Origin of the sequence: Bradyrhizobium sp. JR4.3, assembly GCF_040547695.1 — a bacterium.
GTDB classification, from domain to species: Bacteria; Pseudomonadota; Alphaproteobacteria; order Rhizobiales; family Xanthobacteraceae; genus Bradyrhizobium; species Bradyrhizobium canariense.
The window spans coordinates 112,391-129,379 of sequence record NZ_JBEPQF010000017.1 but is presented as its reverse complement, the minus strand read 5'-3'; the positions used below and the strand labels follow the sequence as shown (position 1 = coordinate 129,379).

At 64.2% G+C, this 16,989-nt stretch carries 11 protein-coding genes; 4 read left to right on the top strand and 7 right to left on the bottom strand.

Going from position 1 to position 16,989, the window contains the following annotated elements; translation table 11 throughout:
• Positions 1 to 7 precede the first annotated feature (7 nt).
• Positions 8 to 1,954, bottom strand: a complete 1,947-nt coding sequence (locus tag ABIB91_RS25325; RefSeq protein WP_354168264.1) for a maltotransferase domain-containing protein — start codon at positions 1,952 to 1,954, stop codon at positions 8 to 10.
• 204 nt (positions 1,955 to 2,158) lie between these two features.
• Here ABIB91_RS25325 and malQ point away from each other — a divergent pair, with 204 nt between their 5' ends.
• The gene (gene malQ / locus ABIB91_RS25320; protein WP_354168262.1) at positions 2,159 to 4,120 is read left to right on the top strand and encodes a 4-alpha-glucanotransferase; all 1,962 of its coding nucleotides are present in this window, start codon (positions 2,159 to 2,161) and stop codon (positions 4,118 to 4,120) included.
• Positions 4,121 to 4,163: 43 nt separating this feature from the next.
• A complete protein-coding gene (locus ABIB91_RS25315) occupies positions 4,164 to 5,963 on the top strand; it encodes a glycoside hydrolase family 15 protein (protein WP_354168260.1) in 1,800 nt (599 codons plus the stop codon).
• A 312-nt stretch (positions 5,964 to 6,275) separates the two neighbouring features.
• Here ABIB91_RS25315 and ABIB91_RS25310 read toward each other — a convergent pair whose 3' ends face one another.
• From ABIB91_RS25310 to ABIB91_RS25285, 6 genes are read right to left on the bottom strand one after another with little or no spacing between them, the layout of a single operon-like run.
• Entirely contained in the window at positions 6,276 to 7,088 is an 813-nt protein-coding gene (locus tag ABIB91_RS25310) for an HAD family hydrolase (RefSeq protein ID WP_354168258.1), read from the bottom strand.
• 23 nt (positions 7,089 to 7,111) lie between these two features.
• Positions 7,112 to 7,642, bottom strand: a complete 531-nt coding sequence (locus ABIB91_RS25305) for a gluconokinase (protein ID WP_354168256.1) — start codon at positions 7,640 to 7,642, stop codon at positions 7,112 to 7,114.
• A complete protein-coding gene (gene pgl, locus ABIB91_RS25300) occupies positions 7,629 to 8,372 on the bottom strand; it encodes a 6-phosphogluconolactonase (RefSeq protein WP_354127279.1) in 744 nt (247 codons plus the stop codon). Before pgl ends, ABIB91_RS25305 begins: the two co-directional genes overlap by 14 nt.
• 5 nt (positions 8,373 to 8,377) lie before the next feature.
• Entirely contained in the window at positions 8,378 to 9,889 is a 1,512-nt protein-coding gene (gene zwf / locus ABIB91_RS25295) for a glucose-6-phosphate dehydrogenase (protein ID WP_219685522.1), read from the bottom strand.
• Between the two features lie 28 nt (positions 9,890 to 9,917).
• Positions 9,918 to 10,916: a phosphogluconate dehydrogenase (NAD(+)-dependent, decarboxylating) gene (gene gnd / locus ABIB91_RS25290; protein ID WP_219685521.1), complete on the bottom strand. Its 999-nt coding sequence runs from the start codon at positions 10,914 to 10,916 to the stop codon at positions 9,918 to 9,920.
• A gap of 13 nt (positions 10,917 to 10,929) precedes the next feature.
• On the bottom strand, positions 10,930 to 13,779 hold the full coding sequence (locus tag ABIB91_RS25285; RefSeq protein WP_354168253.1) for a bifunctional transaldolase/phosoglucose isomerase: 2,850 nt from the start codon (positions 13,777 to 13,779) through the stop codon (positions 10,930 to 10,932).
• A 330-nt stretch (positions 13,780 to 14,109) separates the two neighbouring features.
• On the opposite strand from ABIB91_RS25285, the gene ABIB91_RS25280 reads away from it, so the two are divergent.
• Together ABIB91_RS25280 and ABIB91_RS25275 are read left to right on the top strand one after the other, a co-directional pair.
• Positions 14,110 to 14,739, top strand: coding sequence for a hypothetical protein (locus tag ABIB91_RS25280; RefSeq protein WP_007595706.1), 630 nt, complete (start codon positions 14,110 to 14,112; stop codon positions 14,737 to 14,739).
• A 299-nt stretch (positions 14,740 to 15,038) separates the two neighbouring features.
• On the top strand, positions 15,039 to 16,982 hold the full coding sequence (locus ABIB91_RS25275; RefSeq protein ID WP_007595704.1) for a PrkA family serine protein kinase: 1,944 nt from the start codon (positions 15,039 to 15,041) through the stop codon (positions 16,980 to 16,982).
• The last annotated feature ends 7 nt before the right edge of the window (positions 16,983 to 16,989 follow it).

Genomic DNA, 16,989 nt, shown 5'->3' with positions numbered 1-16,989 from the left:
TGCGCCCTTACGCCAGGCAGCGGAACAGTAGCGCCGGATCGCGCTCGGGATCGATACGCAACCTGATCCCGCCCCATTCGATGCGGGCCTGTTCGCCGGTGAGGAGGTTTTCGAGTGCCGACACATGGTGTCGCTGCCCGCCGGCGTCAACCGTGACGTCCCCGAGCGGCAACCAGAATTCGCGCACGTGGCGCGACAGTGCAACCACGGCGACGACGACGTTGGCCGGGCCGGTCGCCTCCTTCACGAAGGCGATCGTCTCGCCGTCTTCGATGCCGAGGAAGCGCAGGTTCGCGGTCTGGTGAAGCGCAGCATTCTCGTTGCGGATGCGATTGAGCTCCGCGATGTAGGCCTTGATGTTGCCGGGCTTGTTCCAGTCGCGCTGCTTGATCTGGTATTTCTCAGAATCGAGATATTCCTCGCGGCCGGGGATCGCGTCATGCTCCAGCAACTCGAACCCGCTGTAGACGCCGTAATTGCCGGACAGCGTCGCCGCCAGCGCGAGGCGCGATTTGAACGCCCATGTCTCGCCGCCCTGGAGATGATAGGGCAAGAGATCGGGCGTATTCACGAACAGGTTCGGCCGATAGAAATCACGTTCGGGATAGCGCGTCAGCTCGCCGAGATATTGCTCCAGCTCCCACTTCGCCGTGCGCCAGGGGAAATAGCTGAACGATTGTGCAAAGCCGAGCTTGGCAAGCCCCTTCATCAGCTTCGGGCGCGCAAACGTCTTGGAGAACAGGATCACCTCGGGATGCCGGCGGCGGATGTCACGGATCAGCCACTCCCAGAAGGCGAGCGGCGCGGTGTCATGATTGTCGATGGCGAAGATGGTGACGCCGTGGTCGATCCAGAACAGCATGGCGTCGCGAAACGCGTTCCACAGTCCAGCCCGGTCGACGGACGTGAAATCGGGGATGACGATATCGGAATAGGGCCCGTCAGCCGTCCGCACCGAGCGATCCGGGCGCCATTTGAACCATTCCGGATGCTGCGTCAGCCACGGGTGGTCCGGCGAGCATTGCACGGCGAAGTCGAGCGCGAGTTCGAGGCCGTATTCCAGGCAGGTCGCGACCAGCGCGCGAAAATCCTCGATTGTGCCGAGTTCGGGGTGCAGCGCATCGTGCCCGCCCTCGATGGCGCCGATCGCATAAGGCGAGCCGGGATCGCCTTCGGCCGCCACCGGCGTGTTGTTGCGGCCCTTGCGCCGGGTGCGGCCGATGGGATGGATCGGCGTGAAGTAGAGCACGTCAAAGCCCATCGCGGCGATGTCGGGCACGCGCGCGATGCAGTCGCGGAGCGTGCCATGCTGTCCCGGCACCACGCTCTGGCTGCGCGGCATCATCTGATACCAGGCGCCGAAGCGTGCCTTGTCGCGGTCGACGAACAGTGGGAATAGCGCCGAGCGCGTGAGATCAGGCCGCGACTGGCTCTCGGCCATGGCTGCGCCGAGCTCGGTTGCCAGCAGCGGGGCAACGTCGCCGGTCTGAAGATAGTCCTCGCATTGCCTGACGATGACGGCGGCGGCGTCCTGCTGCGCGCCATGCGCCTTGGTCAGGAGGCCCGCGCCCTCGATCGCATCGAGAGTGACATCGGCGCCGGAGCGCTGCTTGCGCGCGACCGCGTGCGACCACGTCGCGAACTCGTCGGTCCAGGCTTCGATCGCATAGACATATTTGCCGGGCTCGACCGGTGTGAACGCGCCGGACCAGCGGTCATTGCCGTGAGGGATCATCGGCTCGCTCTGCCATTCGCGGTCCTGCTCCTGTCGCCAGATCAGCGCTGCGCCGATCACGGCGTCGCCGTCCCGGTAGATGTCAGCCCAGACCTCGACCGGTTCGCGCGCGATCCGCTTCACGGGGAAGCGCCCGCCGTCGATCAGGGGATAGACGTCCTCGATGAGGAAAGTGCTGCCCGCTGCGGCACTCTCGACAGTTTGAATTGTCTTGTTCACGGTGATGCCATTGACAAGAAAGCAGGAGCCCGTTTCCCTTGCCGGGAACCTACGCTTGATACCACTATAGAAAGCCGCTTGTGTGTCATTGGTTCCCTGGGGAACGGCAGGCGCGGCTTGCGAGTTGACCCTGACTAACCTCTTCCGCGACCTCGTTAAAATCGATGCCCCCGGCCAAAAAATGGCCTGCAAGCTGCGTGCCGAATGGATCTTTTAGCTCAAGCCCGGATCAAGGGCGTTCAATCCGAATTCGTCGATGCCCTCGGAAAGCTGCGGGTCACCGATCCCGTGGCCCTCAAATCCATCCTCGACGCCCTGCCGGAAAAGCGGGTTTACCGCTTCGTCAGCGGGCCCGTCGTGGTACGCGCCTTGGGCCATCCGCGCACCGAATTGGTGACGATCGGTGCGCCGCCGCTCAAATGGAAGATGACCGGCAACGGCAATTTGATCGCCCAAGGTGAGACGCGCGAGCCCGTGATTGCCTGGCCCGGCGGCCTGCCGCTCGGCTATCACCGCCTGACGCTGATCGATGCCGAAGGCGTGACCGAAGAGGTGCCGATGATCGTGGCGCCGGAGCGGGCCTTTGGCGGCGATTTCGACCGCGGCTGGCTGCTTGCCGTGCAGCTCTACAGCGTCCGCTCGGACCGCAATTGGGGCATCGGCGATTTCACCGACCTCGCCGGTCTCGTCCGGCTCGCCAAGCAGTTGGGGGCCGACGGCGTCGGGCTCAATCCCCTGCATGTGTTGTTCGACGACCATCCGGCCGATTGCAGTCCCTATTCGCCGAACAGCCGGCTGTTTCTCAATCCGCTCTATATCGACGTCGAGGCGATCCCGGAATTTTCCCCCGACCTCGTCCCCGATGCGGCCGCGACCGCCGCGCGGCTCCGCGACGGCGATCGCGTGCCCTATCCCGACATGGCGGCCTTGAAATGGCTCGGCCTCTGCGCCGCCTTCGACAGCTTCGTCAAAACCGCGAGCGGCGTCCGCCGCAACCAGTTCGACGCCTTCCGCGCGGCTCGCGCGCCGCTGTTGTCCCGCTTTGCCTGCTTCGAGGTGCTCCGTCATCGCTTCGCGGCGCCGTGGTGGGAATGGCCCGAGGAATGGCAAAAGCCGGACGAAACGAAATGCGCCGAGCTGCGCAATGGCCCGGACAAGCACGAGGTCGAGTTCGTCGAATTCGTGCAATGGACGGCTGATAGCCAATTGCATGCCGCCAAGGAGCTGGCCGGCCAGCTCGGCATGCGGGTTGGGCTCTATCTCGACGTTGCCGTCGGCGTGCAGTCGAACGGCTTCGATGCCTGGAACGAGCAGGGGGCGATCTCCCGTCATCTCGCCGTCGGCGCGCCGCCGGACGTGCTCAATACCATCGGCCAGGATTGGGGCCTCGCCGGCTTCAATGCCGGCGGCCTGGAGGCGCAATCCTTCGTGCCATTCGCCGATATGCTCGCGGCTTCAATGCGCCATTCCGGGGCCATCCGTCTCGATCACGTGCTGGGCCTGAAGCGACTTTATCTGGTGCCGCGCGGCTTCAAGCCCGACAACGGCGCCTATGTGCAAATGCCGTTCGAGGCGCTGCTGGCGACTGTGGCGCGCGAGAGCGCGGCCCATAAGTGCATCGTGATCGGCGAGGACCTCGGCACGGTGCCGGAAGGTTTTCGCGAGACCATGCAGGATTTCGGCATCTGGTCCTACCTCGTCATGATGTTCGAGCGCGACGATGCCGGTCATTTCCGGCCCGTCGATCACTACCGGCCCAACGCGCTGGTGACGCTGAACACGCATGATTTGTCGACCTATGCCGGCTGGCGCTCATTCAGCGATCTCAGGATGAAGCGCTCGCTCGGGCTCGATCCCGGCGAGAACGATCAGGCCCGCTGGGATGCGCTCGGCCTGCTCGACGAGATCCTGCGCGCCAACGGCATCCGTGCCAATGATGTCTATTCGGTGCTCGCCTTCCTGTCGCGCACGCCGTCGCGGCTGCTTGCGGTGTCGCTGGAGGATCTGCTCGGGGTGATCGACCAGCCCAACATTCCCGGTACGATCGACGAGCATCCGAACTGGCGCCAGCGCCTGCCTGTGACGCTCGACAAGATTGCCTCGAAAGTCGATCTCGGGGCTTTGAAGGCCGCGACACGGGAACGCTCGTTGCCCGGCGGGCGTTGATCGCCTGGGCTCCAAGGGTGCCGTTTTCAAGGCTCGTACGACATTGTCTCAGAGGATTGAGGACTATGCGCTGATCGGCGACTGCGAGACCGCGGCGCTGGTCGGCCGCAACGGCTCGATCGATTGGCTGTGCTGGCCGGCCTTCGATTCCGACGCCTGCTTTGCCGCGCTCCTCGGCACGCACAAGAACGGCCGCTGGCTGATCGCGCCGGGCGAGGACGTCACCGCGACGTCGCGCCGCTATCTCGGCGACACCCTCATCCTCGAGACGCGCTTTGAGACGAAGAGTGGCACCGTTGCGCTGATCGACTTCATGCCGCCGCGCGGCAAGGCCTCCGATATCGTGCGGCTGGTCCGCGGCGTCAGCGGCACGGTGAAGATGCGGATGGAGCTCGTCATCCGCTTCGGCTTCGGCGTCGACATCCCGTGGGTGCGGCGGATCGACCATTCCCTGCTGGCGGTCGCCGGGCAGGACATGACGGTGCTGCGGACTCCCGCGAAGACCCGCGGCGAGGATCTGACCACGGTCTCCGATTTCGAGGTGAAGGCGGGCGAGACCGTGCCGTTCGTGCTGACCTACGGCCCCTCGCATCTCGAGCCACCCGCACCGATCGACCCGGAGCTCGCGCTGCAGGAGACGGAAAAGTTCTGGCAGGACTGGTGCAGCCACTGTAATCGCGATGGCGACTATCGCGACCTGATCGTGCGCTCGCTGATCACACTCAAGGCGCTGACCTTCGGTCCGACCGGCGGCATCGTCGCGGCGCCGACCACCTCCTTGCCGGAGAAGCTCGGCGGCGCCAGGAATTGGGACTACCGCTTCTGCTGGCTGCGCGATGCCACCTTCACGCTGCTGGCGCTGATGAACTCGGGTTACACCGAGGAAGCCTCGGCCTGGCACAATTGGCTGTTGCGGGCGGCTGCAGGCTCACCGTCGAACATGCAGATCATGTACGGCATCTGGGGCCAGCGGCGACTGCTGGAATGGGAAGCCGGTTGGCTCGACGGCTACGAGGGCGCCCAGCCGGTGCGCGTCGGCAATGCCGCGCATGCGCAGCTCCAGCTCGACGTCTACGGCGAACTGATCGACGCCTTCCACCAATCGCGGATGGCCAAGCTCAAGCTCGACGACGAGAGCTGGGCGCTGGAATGCGCCGTGCTCAAGCATCTCGCCGAAGTCTGGGACCAGCCCGATCACGGCATCTGGGAGCGGCGCGGAGAGCCGAAGCACTATGTCTTCTCCAAGGTGATGACCTGGGTCGCCTTCGACCGCGGCATCAAGAGCGCCGAGACCTTCGGCTTCAAGGCGCCGCTGCTGCACTGGCGCACCTTGCGCGACGCCATTCATCGCGACGTCTGCAACCGGGGCTTCGACACGGAGGAGAATGCCTTCGTGGAGTCCTACGGCTCGAAGCTGCTCGATGCCAGCGTGCTGCTGCTGCCGGCCGTCGGCTTCCTGGAAGCGTCGGATCCGCGCATTCGCGGCACCATAGTGGCGATGGAAAAGCACATGATGCCTGACGGCTTCGTGCTGCGGCACGATCCCCGCGAGGTGCCTGCGGGGCAGCCGCCGCTCGAAGGCGCCTTCCTCGCCTGCAGCCTGTGGCTGGCCGATGCCCATGTGCTGGCGGGCGATCTCGACAAGGCGCAAGCCTTGTTCGATCGCGTGGTCGGGATCGCGAATGATGTCGGGCTGCTGGCGGAGGAATATGATTCAGGCGCCAAGCGTCAGACCGGCAATTTCCCGCAGGCGCTGACTCATATCGCGCTGGTCAACACCGCGCATAATCTGTCGGCGGCAAGGCAGGGCAGCGAGAAGCCCGCGATGCAGCGGTCGAAGTGAGGTCGGTAGCATTTGCCGTTCCCTTCCCCCGGATGGGGGAGGGGGCAATCGAATGTGGGGCAATTTCTCTGTGGCCATCCTTCGAGACGCCCGCCGTTGGCGGGCCCTCAGGATGAGGACCGAATGTGCGACAGCAGTTTCAACGCGCACCGATGCCGCTTAGCCTCATCCTGAGGAGACCGCGAAGCGGTCGTCTCGAAGGACGAGGCGCGCGCTCAGACCTCCAACAACGCCATATGCGATTCCCCGCCCACAAGGGGGGAGGGAACGCACTTCCATTGCGGCGCCAGTCGAGTCTCGTCCCGTCGGGTCTCACCCGCTCCCGTTCCGCTTCAAGATCATCTCCATCGCCTCCGCAAAGCCGTCCTGCTCGTTGGACGCGGTGACGTGGGTGGCCTGGTCCTTGACGTTGTCGGCCGCATTGCCCATCGCGATCGAGGTGCCGCTGACGCGGAACATCGCGAGGTCGTTCTGCATGTCGCCGATGGTGGCGACCGCGTCTGTTGAAATGCCGAGGCGCTTGGCCATGGCTTGCACGAATGTGCCCTTGTCGAAACCGGGCGGGGTGATGTCGAGGTAATAGGTTTGCGAACGCACAGCAGTGGCCTCGCTGCCGAGCGCCTGCTGCATTACCTTCTCGCATGCTTCGAGGCCGGCCGCATCGGCGCTGGCGCCGACGATCTTGCAGGCGCTCGCGAGATACGGTGAAAAGTCCGTGACGATGGTGGGATCGGAGCGGATGGTGTGCTGCTCGTGAGCGACGTATTGGCCATCAGGCTTGTCGATCAGCCATTTGTCGGTGGTGAACAGCCAGATGTCGGCGCCGAAGTCCCGGAGGATTTGCAGGGACCGCTCGGCGGCGCTCGCCGGAATCAAATGCTGCTCGACCGGATTCATCTCGGGATCGACGATCGAGGAGCCATTGAACGGGCCGACCGGCAGCCAGAGCGCCAGCGGTTCGATCAGGAAGCGCATGCCGATCGCGGGCCGGCTCGACGTAATCGTGAAACCGATGCCGGCCTGGTGCAGACGCTGCACCGCGGACCTCGCGCGGTCGGTCAGCGTCTTGTCCTTCGTCAGCAGCGTACCGTCGACGTCGGAGACGACGAGCGAGATTTTTGTCATGACAATCCCTTGGGTGTTTGGCCTCAGCGTTTCGCGCCGCCCAGTTTCAGCTGTCGCACCGCGCCGTCCACGATCGCTTCCACGGATTCGTCGATCGAGACGGTGATCACGTGCTCGCCAGCCTCGGGCGGCTCCAGCGTGTTGAACTGGCTCGTCAGCAGGCCGGGCGGCATGAAATGCCCCTTGCGTTGCGCAAGGCGAGCGGCGATCAGCTCCTTCGTGCCCCGCAGGAATATGAAGCGGACGTCGTCGCGTCCGCGCAGCAGCACGTCCCGATAAGTATGCTTTAGCGCCGAGCAGGCGATGATCACGTGCTCGCCCTTGTCACAGACCCGCGCGATCTCGTCGGCAATGGCGTTGAGCCAGGGCCAGCGGTCCTCGTCGGTGAGGGGATGGCCGGCCCGCATCTTCTCGACATTGCTGGCGGGATGAAAGCTGTCTCCGTCCTCGAATCGCCAGCCGAGGCGCTCGCCCAGCGCTTTTGCAACCGTACTCTTGCCCGAACCCGACACGCCCATCACGATCAATGCACAAGGTGCTTCAACGCCCGTCACGAATTCCCCCCGGAAGCGCGGCTTGGTCGACCAGCCAGACGGTCTCGCCATTCGAGCGCGCGCGTACAGCCGGCAGAGTCTCGCCATTGAGGAGGCGCGTCAAGATCGGCTGCTTGTCGTGCCCCGCAATCTCGAACAGCATTTCGCGGCAGGACGCCAGCGCGGGCAGGGTGAGCGAGACCCGCGGCACGAAGGGGGCAACATTGGCCTTGGGGACGCCGACCACCCAGCGTCTCGTCTCCTCGATCGCAGGATAACCCGGGAACAGCGAAGCGGTGTGGCCGTCCGGGCCTGCGCCCATCAAAACCATGTCGAACAGCGGCCGTGCCGGATCCAGGCTTTCCGCGCCGTAGAAAGCCTGCAGCTCGCGCGCATAGGCCTCGGCGCTCTGATCGGGGGTGTCAGCCGTCGTCGGGATCGGGTGAACATGGCCGGAGGGCGCGTTGCGATCGAGAAAGGTCGCGCGCGCGACCGCCATGTTGTTGAGGGGATCGCTTTCGGGCACGAAGCGCTCGTCACCGATGAACCAGTGCACGCGCTCCCACGGGATTTTTTCGCGCCAGGCCTCGCTGCCCAGCAGCTGGTAGAGCTTCTTCGGGCTGGAGCCGCCGGTCAGGCAGATCGCGATGCGCCCGGGATTGGCCGCGATTCGCGCCATCACCCGTTCGGCCGCGGCCCGGGCGAGAGCCTCGGCGTCGGCCGCGACGATCAGCTTCGGCTGTCCGGCCATCGCCGTCACGAAAACTTACGCCAGCTTCGGCCGTCGCGGCGGAGCAATTCATCGGCGCAGGCGGGGCCGTCGCTGCCGGCTTGATAGGTCTCGATGCCGTTGCTGCCCGCGTTCTTCCAGGCGTCCAGGAACGGCTGCACCGCCTGCCACCCGGCTTCGATGCCGTCGGCGCGCTGGAACAGGATGTTGTCGCCGATCATGCAGTCGTAGATCAGCGTCTCGTAGCCGGTCGAGGGATCGGCCCGGAAATAGTCGCCATAGCGAAACTTCATCTCGACGCCGTCGATAGTGACGCTCGGCCCCGGGATCTTGGCGTTGAACTGGAGCTCGATGGTCTCCGTCGGTGCGATGCCGATCGTGAGGAAGTTCTGGGAGAGGCGATCGACAGCCGTGCCTGAGAACATCGACAGCGGCGCCTGCTTGAACTTGATCGCGACCTCGGTGCGCTTGTGGCCGAGCGCCTTGCCGGTCCGCAAATAGAACGGCACGCCGGCCCAGCGCCAATTGTCGATCATCAGTTTCAGCGCGACATAGGTCTCGGTGGTGCTGCCGGGTTTGACGTCCTCGGTCTTGCGATAGTCCGGGATCTCATCGTCGCCGATGCGCCCCGACAGATATTGGGCGCGCACCGAGCTCTTCAGCGCTTCTTCTTCGCTCGGGCGCTGAATCGAGGTCAGAATCTCGGCCTTCTCGGAGCGCACGGAATGGGCGTCGAAACGCGCCGGCGGCTCCATCGCGACCAGCGACATCAGCTGAAACAGATGGTTCGGCACCATGTCGCGCAGCGCGCCGGTGGCATCGTAGAAGCCGCCGCGATGGCCGACGCCGAGCTTTTCCTCCACCGTGATCTGGATGTGGTCGATATGGTTGCGATTCCAGATCGGCTCGAACATGCCGTTGGCAAAGCGCAGCACCAGGATGTTCTGCACCGTCTCCTTGCCGAGATAGTGATCGATCCGGTAGATCTGGTGCTCGTCCATGATCTTCAGCAGCTCGCCATTCAGCGCGCGCGCGGAGGCGAGGTCGGTGCCGAACGGCTTTTCGATCACCAGCCGCCGCCACGCGCCGTTCTCCTTCATCATGCCGGTGCGGCCGAGCTCGCGCGCGGTCGGCGCGAACGCGGCCGGCGGGGTCGCCAGGTAGAACAGCCGGTTGCCGCCGGTGTCCTGCGCGCATTCCAGGGAATCCAGATGCTCGCGCAGGCGATCAAAGGATGGCGGATCCTTTGCGTCGGCTTCGACGAAGGTCACGCATTCCAGCAGCTTCTTGGCAATGTCGTCATCCACCGGCCGGGTCGCGAACTGGCGCAAGCCCTTCAACAGGCTGTCGCGCAGCTCGTCGTCCGACTGGCCCCGGCGGGCGACGCCGACCACGCAGAACTTTTCCGGTAACAGATGCTCGGCCGCCAGATTGTAGAGCGATGGCATCACCAGCCGATGGGTGAGGTCGCCGGTGACACCAAAGATGACGAAGGCGCAATTTTCCGGCTTGCGCTTGGCTTGCGGGTCTTTTGTCACGAACTATTGGCCTTCGCTCTGCTAATTGCTATTTCGGCTTCGAAGCAGCCGGCTGCTTCGGCTCCTTGTGGCCGCCGAAGCCGGCTCGCATCGCTGAGAGAATTTTCTCGGCGAAGGTGTGTTCCTTGCGGGAACGGAAACGTGCGAACAGCGCCGCGGTCAGGACTTCGGCCGGCACGGCCTCGTCGATCGCCGCGTTCACAGTCCAGCGTCCTTCGCCGGAATCGTCGACGAAACCGGAATATTCCGTCAACGCCGGGCTGTCGGCGAGCGCCGTCGAGGTGAGATCGAGCAGCCAGGACGGGATCACGCTGCCACGCCGCCACACTTCGGCGATATCGGCGAGATCGAAATCGTAACGATGATCCGCCGGCAAGGCCTCGATGTTGGCGTTCTTGAGGATGTCAAAACCTTCGGCATAGGCCTGCATCAGGCCGTATTCGATACCGTTGTGGATCATCTTGACGAAATGCCCGGCGCCGACGGGGCCGGCATGGATGTAGCCCTGCTCGATGCGGGGATCGCGGCCCTCACGTCCCTCCGTGCGCGAAATGTCGCCGGCGCCGGGCGCGAGCGCGGCGAAGATCGGATCGAGCCGATCGACCACCTGTTTCTCGCCGCCGATCATCATGCAATAGCCGCGGTCGAGGCCCCAGACGCCGCCGGAGGTGCCGACGTCGACATAGTGGATGCCGCGCTGCTTCAGCGCCTTGCCGCGGCGGACGTCGTCCTGCCAGAACGTGTTGCCGCCGTCGATGATGACGTCGCCTTCCTGCATCGCGCCCGCGATCGTGTCGATCGTGGTCTCGGTGATGTGGCCGGCCGGCAGCATCACCCACGCCGCGCGCGGCCGCTCCAGTTTCGCAATGAACTCTTCGAGCGTCGCCGAGCCGACCGCGCCGTCTGCGGCAAGGCCGGCGACGGCCTTGGCGTCCTTGTCGTAGACCACGGTCGAATGGCCGTGGCGCATCAGGCGGCGAACGATGTTGCCGCCCATCCGGCCGAGGCCGATCATGCCGAGTTGCATTTGAGGAATTCCCTTAGTTCAGTGCGTCGTTGAGCGCGGCATTGAGCGCCGCGAGACCCTTCTTGAGCCCGCCCTTCAGGTGGACCCGCAGCGCGCGCCGGCCGCGCTCGGTGAGCACGTCGAAGTCGCCGCGCGCCTGCGCGGCCTTGATGACGCCGAAGCTGGCCTTCTGGCCCGGCACCGGCAGGTCCCTGGCATCGTCGGCGGTGATCTGGAGGAACACGCCGCTGTCGGGGCCGCCCTTGTAGGCCTGTCCTGTCGAGTGCAGGAAACGCGGTCCGAACTCGGCGCAGGTTGCGACATGTCGCTTCTCGCGCACTTCGAGCCGCATGGTCTGGAGTGCGTCGATCGTCGCCTTGTCGCGCGCGATGTAGCCGAGCAGGGCGACATAATCGCCATGGTTGGAGCGCGACAGATGCGCCTTCAGCCATGAGGTGAGGTCGCCGTTGGCGCCGGCGGCGCGCAGGGCCGCGGCATTGGCCTCGTCGGTGTAGAGATCGGCCTCGGCGGTGCTGACCACCGGCTGCTCGGCCGGCAGCGCGCCGGTCTTTTCGAACGACGCGGTGAGCTCTCGGGTCTTGATCTTGGCCGCTTCCACGTCCGGCTGGTCGAACGGGTTGATGCCGAGGATGCTGCCCGCCACCGCCGTTGCCATCTCGAAGCGGAAGAACTCCTGGCCGAGATGATCGATCGACTTCATCACGATGCGCACGACGGGATGACCGGCCGCTTCGATCGCAGCAAGCTGCGAGTCATGGGCGGCGTCCGCTTCGCCCTCGATACGGATGTCGATGAAGAGCCGGTCATTGCCGTAGACTGCGGGCTCGCCCAGCGGCTCGCCGTCGATCGGGATCAGACCCTTGCCATCCTTGCCGGTCGATTCCGCGATGAGCTGCTCAGCCCAGGCGCCGAAATCGGCGATCCTCTTCGACGACAGGATCGTCACCTTGTCGCGGCCTTCGAGCGCTGCATGGCCCATGGCAAGGCCGAGCTGCACGCCGGGGTTCTCGGCCGGCGGCACGTCCGGTCCGCAGGAGCGGGCCATCGCCAGCGCATGCTTGACGAAGGTCTTGATATCGATGCCCGCGGTTGCCGCCGGCACCAGGCCAAACGGCGAGAGCACCGAATAGCGTCCGCCGATGGAGGGCTCGCCGTGGAAGACGCGCGCATAGCTCAGCGTCTTCGCCGCCTTCTCCAGCGACGATCCGGGATCGGTGACCGCAATGAAGCGATGGCCGGTCTTGACCTTCGGCCCGACCGCCTGCGTGACGCGCTCGTGGAAATAATCCTTCATCGCATTCGGTTCGGTGGTGCCGCCGGACTTGCTTGAGACGATGAAAACGGTGTTGGCGATGTCGATCCTGGCCTCCATCGCCCGCACCTGCGCCGGATCGGTGGAATCCAGCACGTGCAGCTTCGGGAACCCGGGTTTCTTGCCAAAGGTCTCGGCCAGCACCTCCGGCCCGAGGCTTGATCCGCCCATGCCGAGCACGACGGCGTCGGAGAATTTCTGGCCTTTCACGCGACTGGCATAGTCCTCATAGTCGGCAACATCGGCCTTGGCGGCGCTGTCGAGCCAGCCGAGCCATTTGTCCTCGTCAGTGCCGGTCCAGACCGATTTGTCGCGCTGCCACAGCCTACGGATCTTGGCCGACGCGCGCCATTCCTCGGTGCTCTTGGCCACGGCCTTGCCGAGACCGTCGCCGAGCGAGAGCAGCTGGCGGTCGATCGCGGGCCCGAGCACGGTGGCGCGCTTGTGGGCGACCGCACCATAGAGCTTGTCGGCGGCGTCGGCGAACTGCTTGACGCCGTCCTTGACGAGCTCCTCTGTGATGGCATCGAGCGAGACGCCGGAGCGCTCCAGCTCTTCCAGCACGCGGCAGGCGTCGTCGAGGTTTTCTTCAAGGCTGTCGCGCGGCTTGCCGTGGTCACGGAATGCGTCGAGCGTCGCCGGCGGCACGGTGTTGATGGTGTCGGGGCCGATCAGCTCCTCGACATAGAGGACGTCGCTGTAGTCCTTGTTCTTGGTGCCGGTCGACGCCCACAGCATGCGCTGCGGCTTGGCGCCCTTGGCGGCGAGCTTGTCCCAGCGGGGACCCGAGAACAGGCGCTTGTAATCCTGATAGGCGACCTTGGCATTGGCGATCGCGACCTTGCCCTTCAGCGCGGCCAGCCGCTCCTTCTCGGACGGATCGTTGGCGCGAGCGATCTTCTCGTCGAGCTGCTTGTCGACCACCGAGTCGATGCGGCTGACGAAGAAGCTCGCCACGCTCGCCACGTGCGAGGGGTCGCCGCCACCTGCGACGTATGTCTCCAGACCGGCGAGATAGGCCTCGGCAACCTGCAGATAGACGTCCCTGGAGAACAGCAGCGTGATGTTAATGCTGATGCCGTCGCCGATCAGGGTCTCGATCGCCGGCAGGCCCTCCGGCGTTGCCGGCACCTTCACCATCAGGTTCTTGCGGTTGACGTCCTTCCAGAGCCGCCGCGCCTCGGTGACCGTGCCGGCGGTGTCCATCGCCAGATAGGGCGAGACTTCAAGGCTGACATAGCCGTCGCCACCCTTGAGGCGGTCGTAGACCGGGCGCAGCACGTTGGCGGCGTTCTGGATGTCCTCGACCGCGACGGCCTCGAACAGGTCGGCGACCGACCGATCGCCGCGCTTCAACGCCTTGCCGATCGGCGCGTCGTACTCGTCCGAGCTGCCGATCGCTTTCTCGAAGATCGAGGGGTTGGAGGTGACGCCCTTGACGCCGTCGGTGTCGATCAGCCGCTTCAGGTCGCCCTTGGCGATGAAGCCGCGGGCCAGGAAGTCCAGCCAGACGGCTTGTCCGTGCTTTTCCAGTTCTTTGACGGGATTCATGATGCTAATTTATCTCCAAGCCTGCGGGCGAGGGGTTTCCGCGCCGGTCCTGACGCGCTATCCTCTAGCTTACATGCTTCCTTGAGGGAACCAATCAAGGGTATGGGCGTCATATCCTCCAGTGTAACTCCGTCGCGATCATGGCGATCCGCGTAAAGGGAGCCGAGTTGCGTAAAAAGGTCGTTGGCCGTGAGGAATCGGTCGGGCCCTTGTTGTGTAACGCCAGCTGTCTCGCCTCGCCGCTAGCGGCTGCGCGGAGTACTCATCAGCGGATTCCGGTCCGGCTGATGCATCGTGGCTCGGTCGCGAATGGCCATGCTGGGGCAAAGCATGCAAGCACATCATGACCGTCTGGCGCTCGCTGTCACAGACAGCCCCCAGTCGGTCACGTCGACCGGATGCGTCGATGCGTCCCACGATCTCGAAATCGGTCCGTGTACGACCCAAACGCGGCTGCTGGTCGTAGCGGGCTTCGCCATGACGCTGCTCAGCGCAACGCTCGCCTTGGGCTGGTCGAGCGCTTTTGGCGATTACGACGCGACGGTCGGCTCTGCCGGCGTGGTGGTGTTCGCCGTGATGACCGGTCGGCTGATCTGGATGCTCCCCGCCGAGCGGGGATCGGTGGTGATCGTCACCCCCTATGGCATCCGCGATCTCCGCATCGGCAATGAATTTCTGCTGTGGGACTCGATCGCGGAGATTTCGGCTGAAGAACGCCGCGGGCGCAAGGTGATCGTGCTGACGCCGACGCCGGCCTTGCAGCGGCAGCTCTGCAGCATCCGCGGCTTGGCCCGCTCCGTGAGGGACGATCGCATCGTCATCCGGTCGGAGGGCCTGGCGACCGATTTTGATACACTGCTGCGCGCTTGCCGCGACTATCACGCCGCCGGCGGTCCGCGCACCGCATTGCAGCAGGAAGATGAACGCGGCACGCAAGGCTTCGCCGCACAAGCGTCATAAGATCGCCGTTCGCAGACCGCTATGATGCGGGGCCGGACGAACGCATCCCCGGTAACGCCCGGATGTTGCGAGCGAGTGACATTTTCTGGAAATGAGCCAATATAGACAAAGATTCGCTCAAATATCAGGCAGGTGCCTGTTCGTAACTCACCCTGTGCCTACGTTGTGCGTTGCGCCGAGAAGGCGCCCGGGTGTCGAATGATCGTCATGTGCTCACGCTGATTCGAGAGTGGCGCTAAGGAACGGTCCGGTCGCTGCTTTCGTTCAATTGTGTAGCGGAACTCACGCGGAGAGGGATCATGTACAACGATTCTCTATTCAACGCTTTCGCTAAGTCGTTCGAGGCGAGAAGCCAACACGACATGTCGATGGCGGAATATCTGGAATCGTGTCGAAGCGATCCCATGAAATACGCGAACGCGGCCGAACGACTGCTAGCAGCGATCGGTGAGCCCCAGACGATTGACACGGCCAAGGACCCACGCCTTGGCCGTATTTTTTTGAACCGCACGATCCGCACCTATCCGGCCTTCGCCGGCTTCTACGGCATGGAAGAAACCATCGAGCGCATCGTCGGTTTCTTCCGTCACGCGGCGCAGGGCCTCGAAGAGCGCAAGCAGATCCTGTATCTGCTCGGTCCGGTCGGCGGCGGCAAATCCTCGCTCGCCGAGCGGCTGAAGTCGCTGATGGAAGTGCATCCGATCTACGTGCTCAAGGCTGGCGACGAGCTCTCGCCCGTGTTCGAAAGTCCGCTCAGCCTGTTCGATCCGGATCAGCTCGGCCCGATGCTGGAAGAGAAATACGGCATTCCACGCCGCCGTCTCACCGGCCTGATGAGCCCGTGGTGCTACAAGCGGCTGGAAGCCTTCGGCGGCGACATTTCCCAGTTTCGGGTCGCAAAAATCCAGCCGTCGCGGCTGCGCCAGATCGGGATCGCCAAGACCGAGCCGGGTGACGAGAACAACCAGGACATCTCCTCGCTGGTCGGCAAGGTCGACATCCGCAAGCTCGAAACCTATGCGCAGAACGATCCCGACGCTTACAGCTATTCCGGCGGCCTCAACCGCGCCAACCAGGGCGTGCTCGAGTTCGTCGAGATGTTCAAGGCGCCGATCAAGATGCTGCATCCGCTGCTCACCGCGACGCAGGAAGGCAACTACATCGGCACCGAGAACATCGGCGCGATTCCGTTCACCGGCGTCATCCTCGCGCACTCCAACGAAGCCGAGTGGTCGAGCTTCAAGGCCAACAAGAACAACGAGGCCTTCATCGACCGCATCTGCGTGATCAAGGTGCCGTACTGCCTGCGGATCACGGAGGAGCAGAAGATCTACGAGAAGCTGATCCAGGGCTCCGAGCTCGCGGCCGCGCCTTGCGCGCCCGCGACGCTGGAAACGCTGGCGCGGTTCTCGGTGATGTCGCGCCTGCGCAAGCACGAAAATTCCACGACCTACGCCAAGATGAGGGTCTACGACGGCGAGAGCCTGAAGGAGACCGATCCGAAGGCGCGCAGCGTCCAGGAATATCGCGATGCCGCCGGTGTCGACGAGGGCATGGACGGTGTTTCCACCCGCTTTGCCTTCAAGATCCTGGCTGCGACCTTCAACCACGATCCGCAGGAAGTCGCCGCCGACGCCGTGCATCTGATGTACGCGCTGGAGCAATCGATCAAGCGCGAGCAGCTGCCCGAGGAAGTCGAGAAGCGCTACCTCGAATTCATCAAGGCGGACCTTGCACCGCGTTATGCCGAGTTCATCGGCAACGAGATCCAGAAGGCTTATCTCGAATCCTACTCGGATTACGGCCAGAACCTGTTCGACCGCTACGTCGACTACGCCGATGCCTGGATCGAGGACCAGGATTTCAAGGACGCCGACACCGGCCAGCTGTTGGATCGCGAGCTTTTGAACCAGGAGCTGACCAAGATCGAGAAGCCGGCGGGCATCGCCAATCCGAAGGATTTCCGCAACGAGGTGGTCAAATTCTCGTTACGGTCGCGCGCCCAGAACGGCGGCAAGAATCCGACCTGGATCTCCTACGAGAAGATTCGCGATGTGATCGAAAAGCGGATATTCTCCCAGGTCGAGGACCTGCTTCCGGTCATCTCCTTCGGGTCGAAGAAGGACGGCGAGACGGAGAAGAAGCACGGCGAGTTCGTCGCACGCATGGTGGAGCGCGGCTACACCGAGCGTCAGGTTCGCCGGCTCGTCGAATGGTACATGCGCGTGAAGCAGGCCGGTTGAGGCGGAT

Bases quoted from the DNA above. Each gene is read 5' to 3' on its own strand.
- malQ (WP_354168262.1), top strand. From the start codon at position 2,159: ATGGATCTTTTAGCTCAAGCCCGGATCAAGGGCGTTCAATCCGAATTC.
- ABIB91_RS25310 (WP_354168258.1), bottom strand. From the start codon at position 7,088: ATGACAAAAATCTCGCTCGTCGTCTCCGACGTCGACGGTACGCTGCTG.
- pgl (WP_354127279.1), bottom strand. From the start codon at position 8,372: ATGGCCGGACAGCCGAAGCTGATCGTCGCGGCCGACGCCGAGGCTCTC.
- gnd (WP_219685521.1), bottom strand. From the start codon at position 10,916: ATGCAACTCGGCATGATCGGCCTCGGCCGGATGGGCGGCAACATCGTT.
- ABIB91_RS25285 (WP_354168253.1), bottom strand. From the start codon at position 13,779: ATGAATCCCGTCAAAGAACTGGAAAAGCACGGACAAGCCGTCTGGCTG.
- ABIB91_RS25280 (WP_007595706.1), top strand. From the start codon at position 14,110: ATGCAAGCACATCATGACCGTCTGGCGCTCGCTGTCACAGACAGCCCC.
- ABIB91_RS25275 (WP_007595704.1), top strand. From the start codon at position 15,039: ATGTACAACGATTCTCTATTCAACGCTTTCGCTAAGTCGTTCGAGGCG.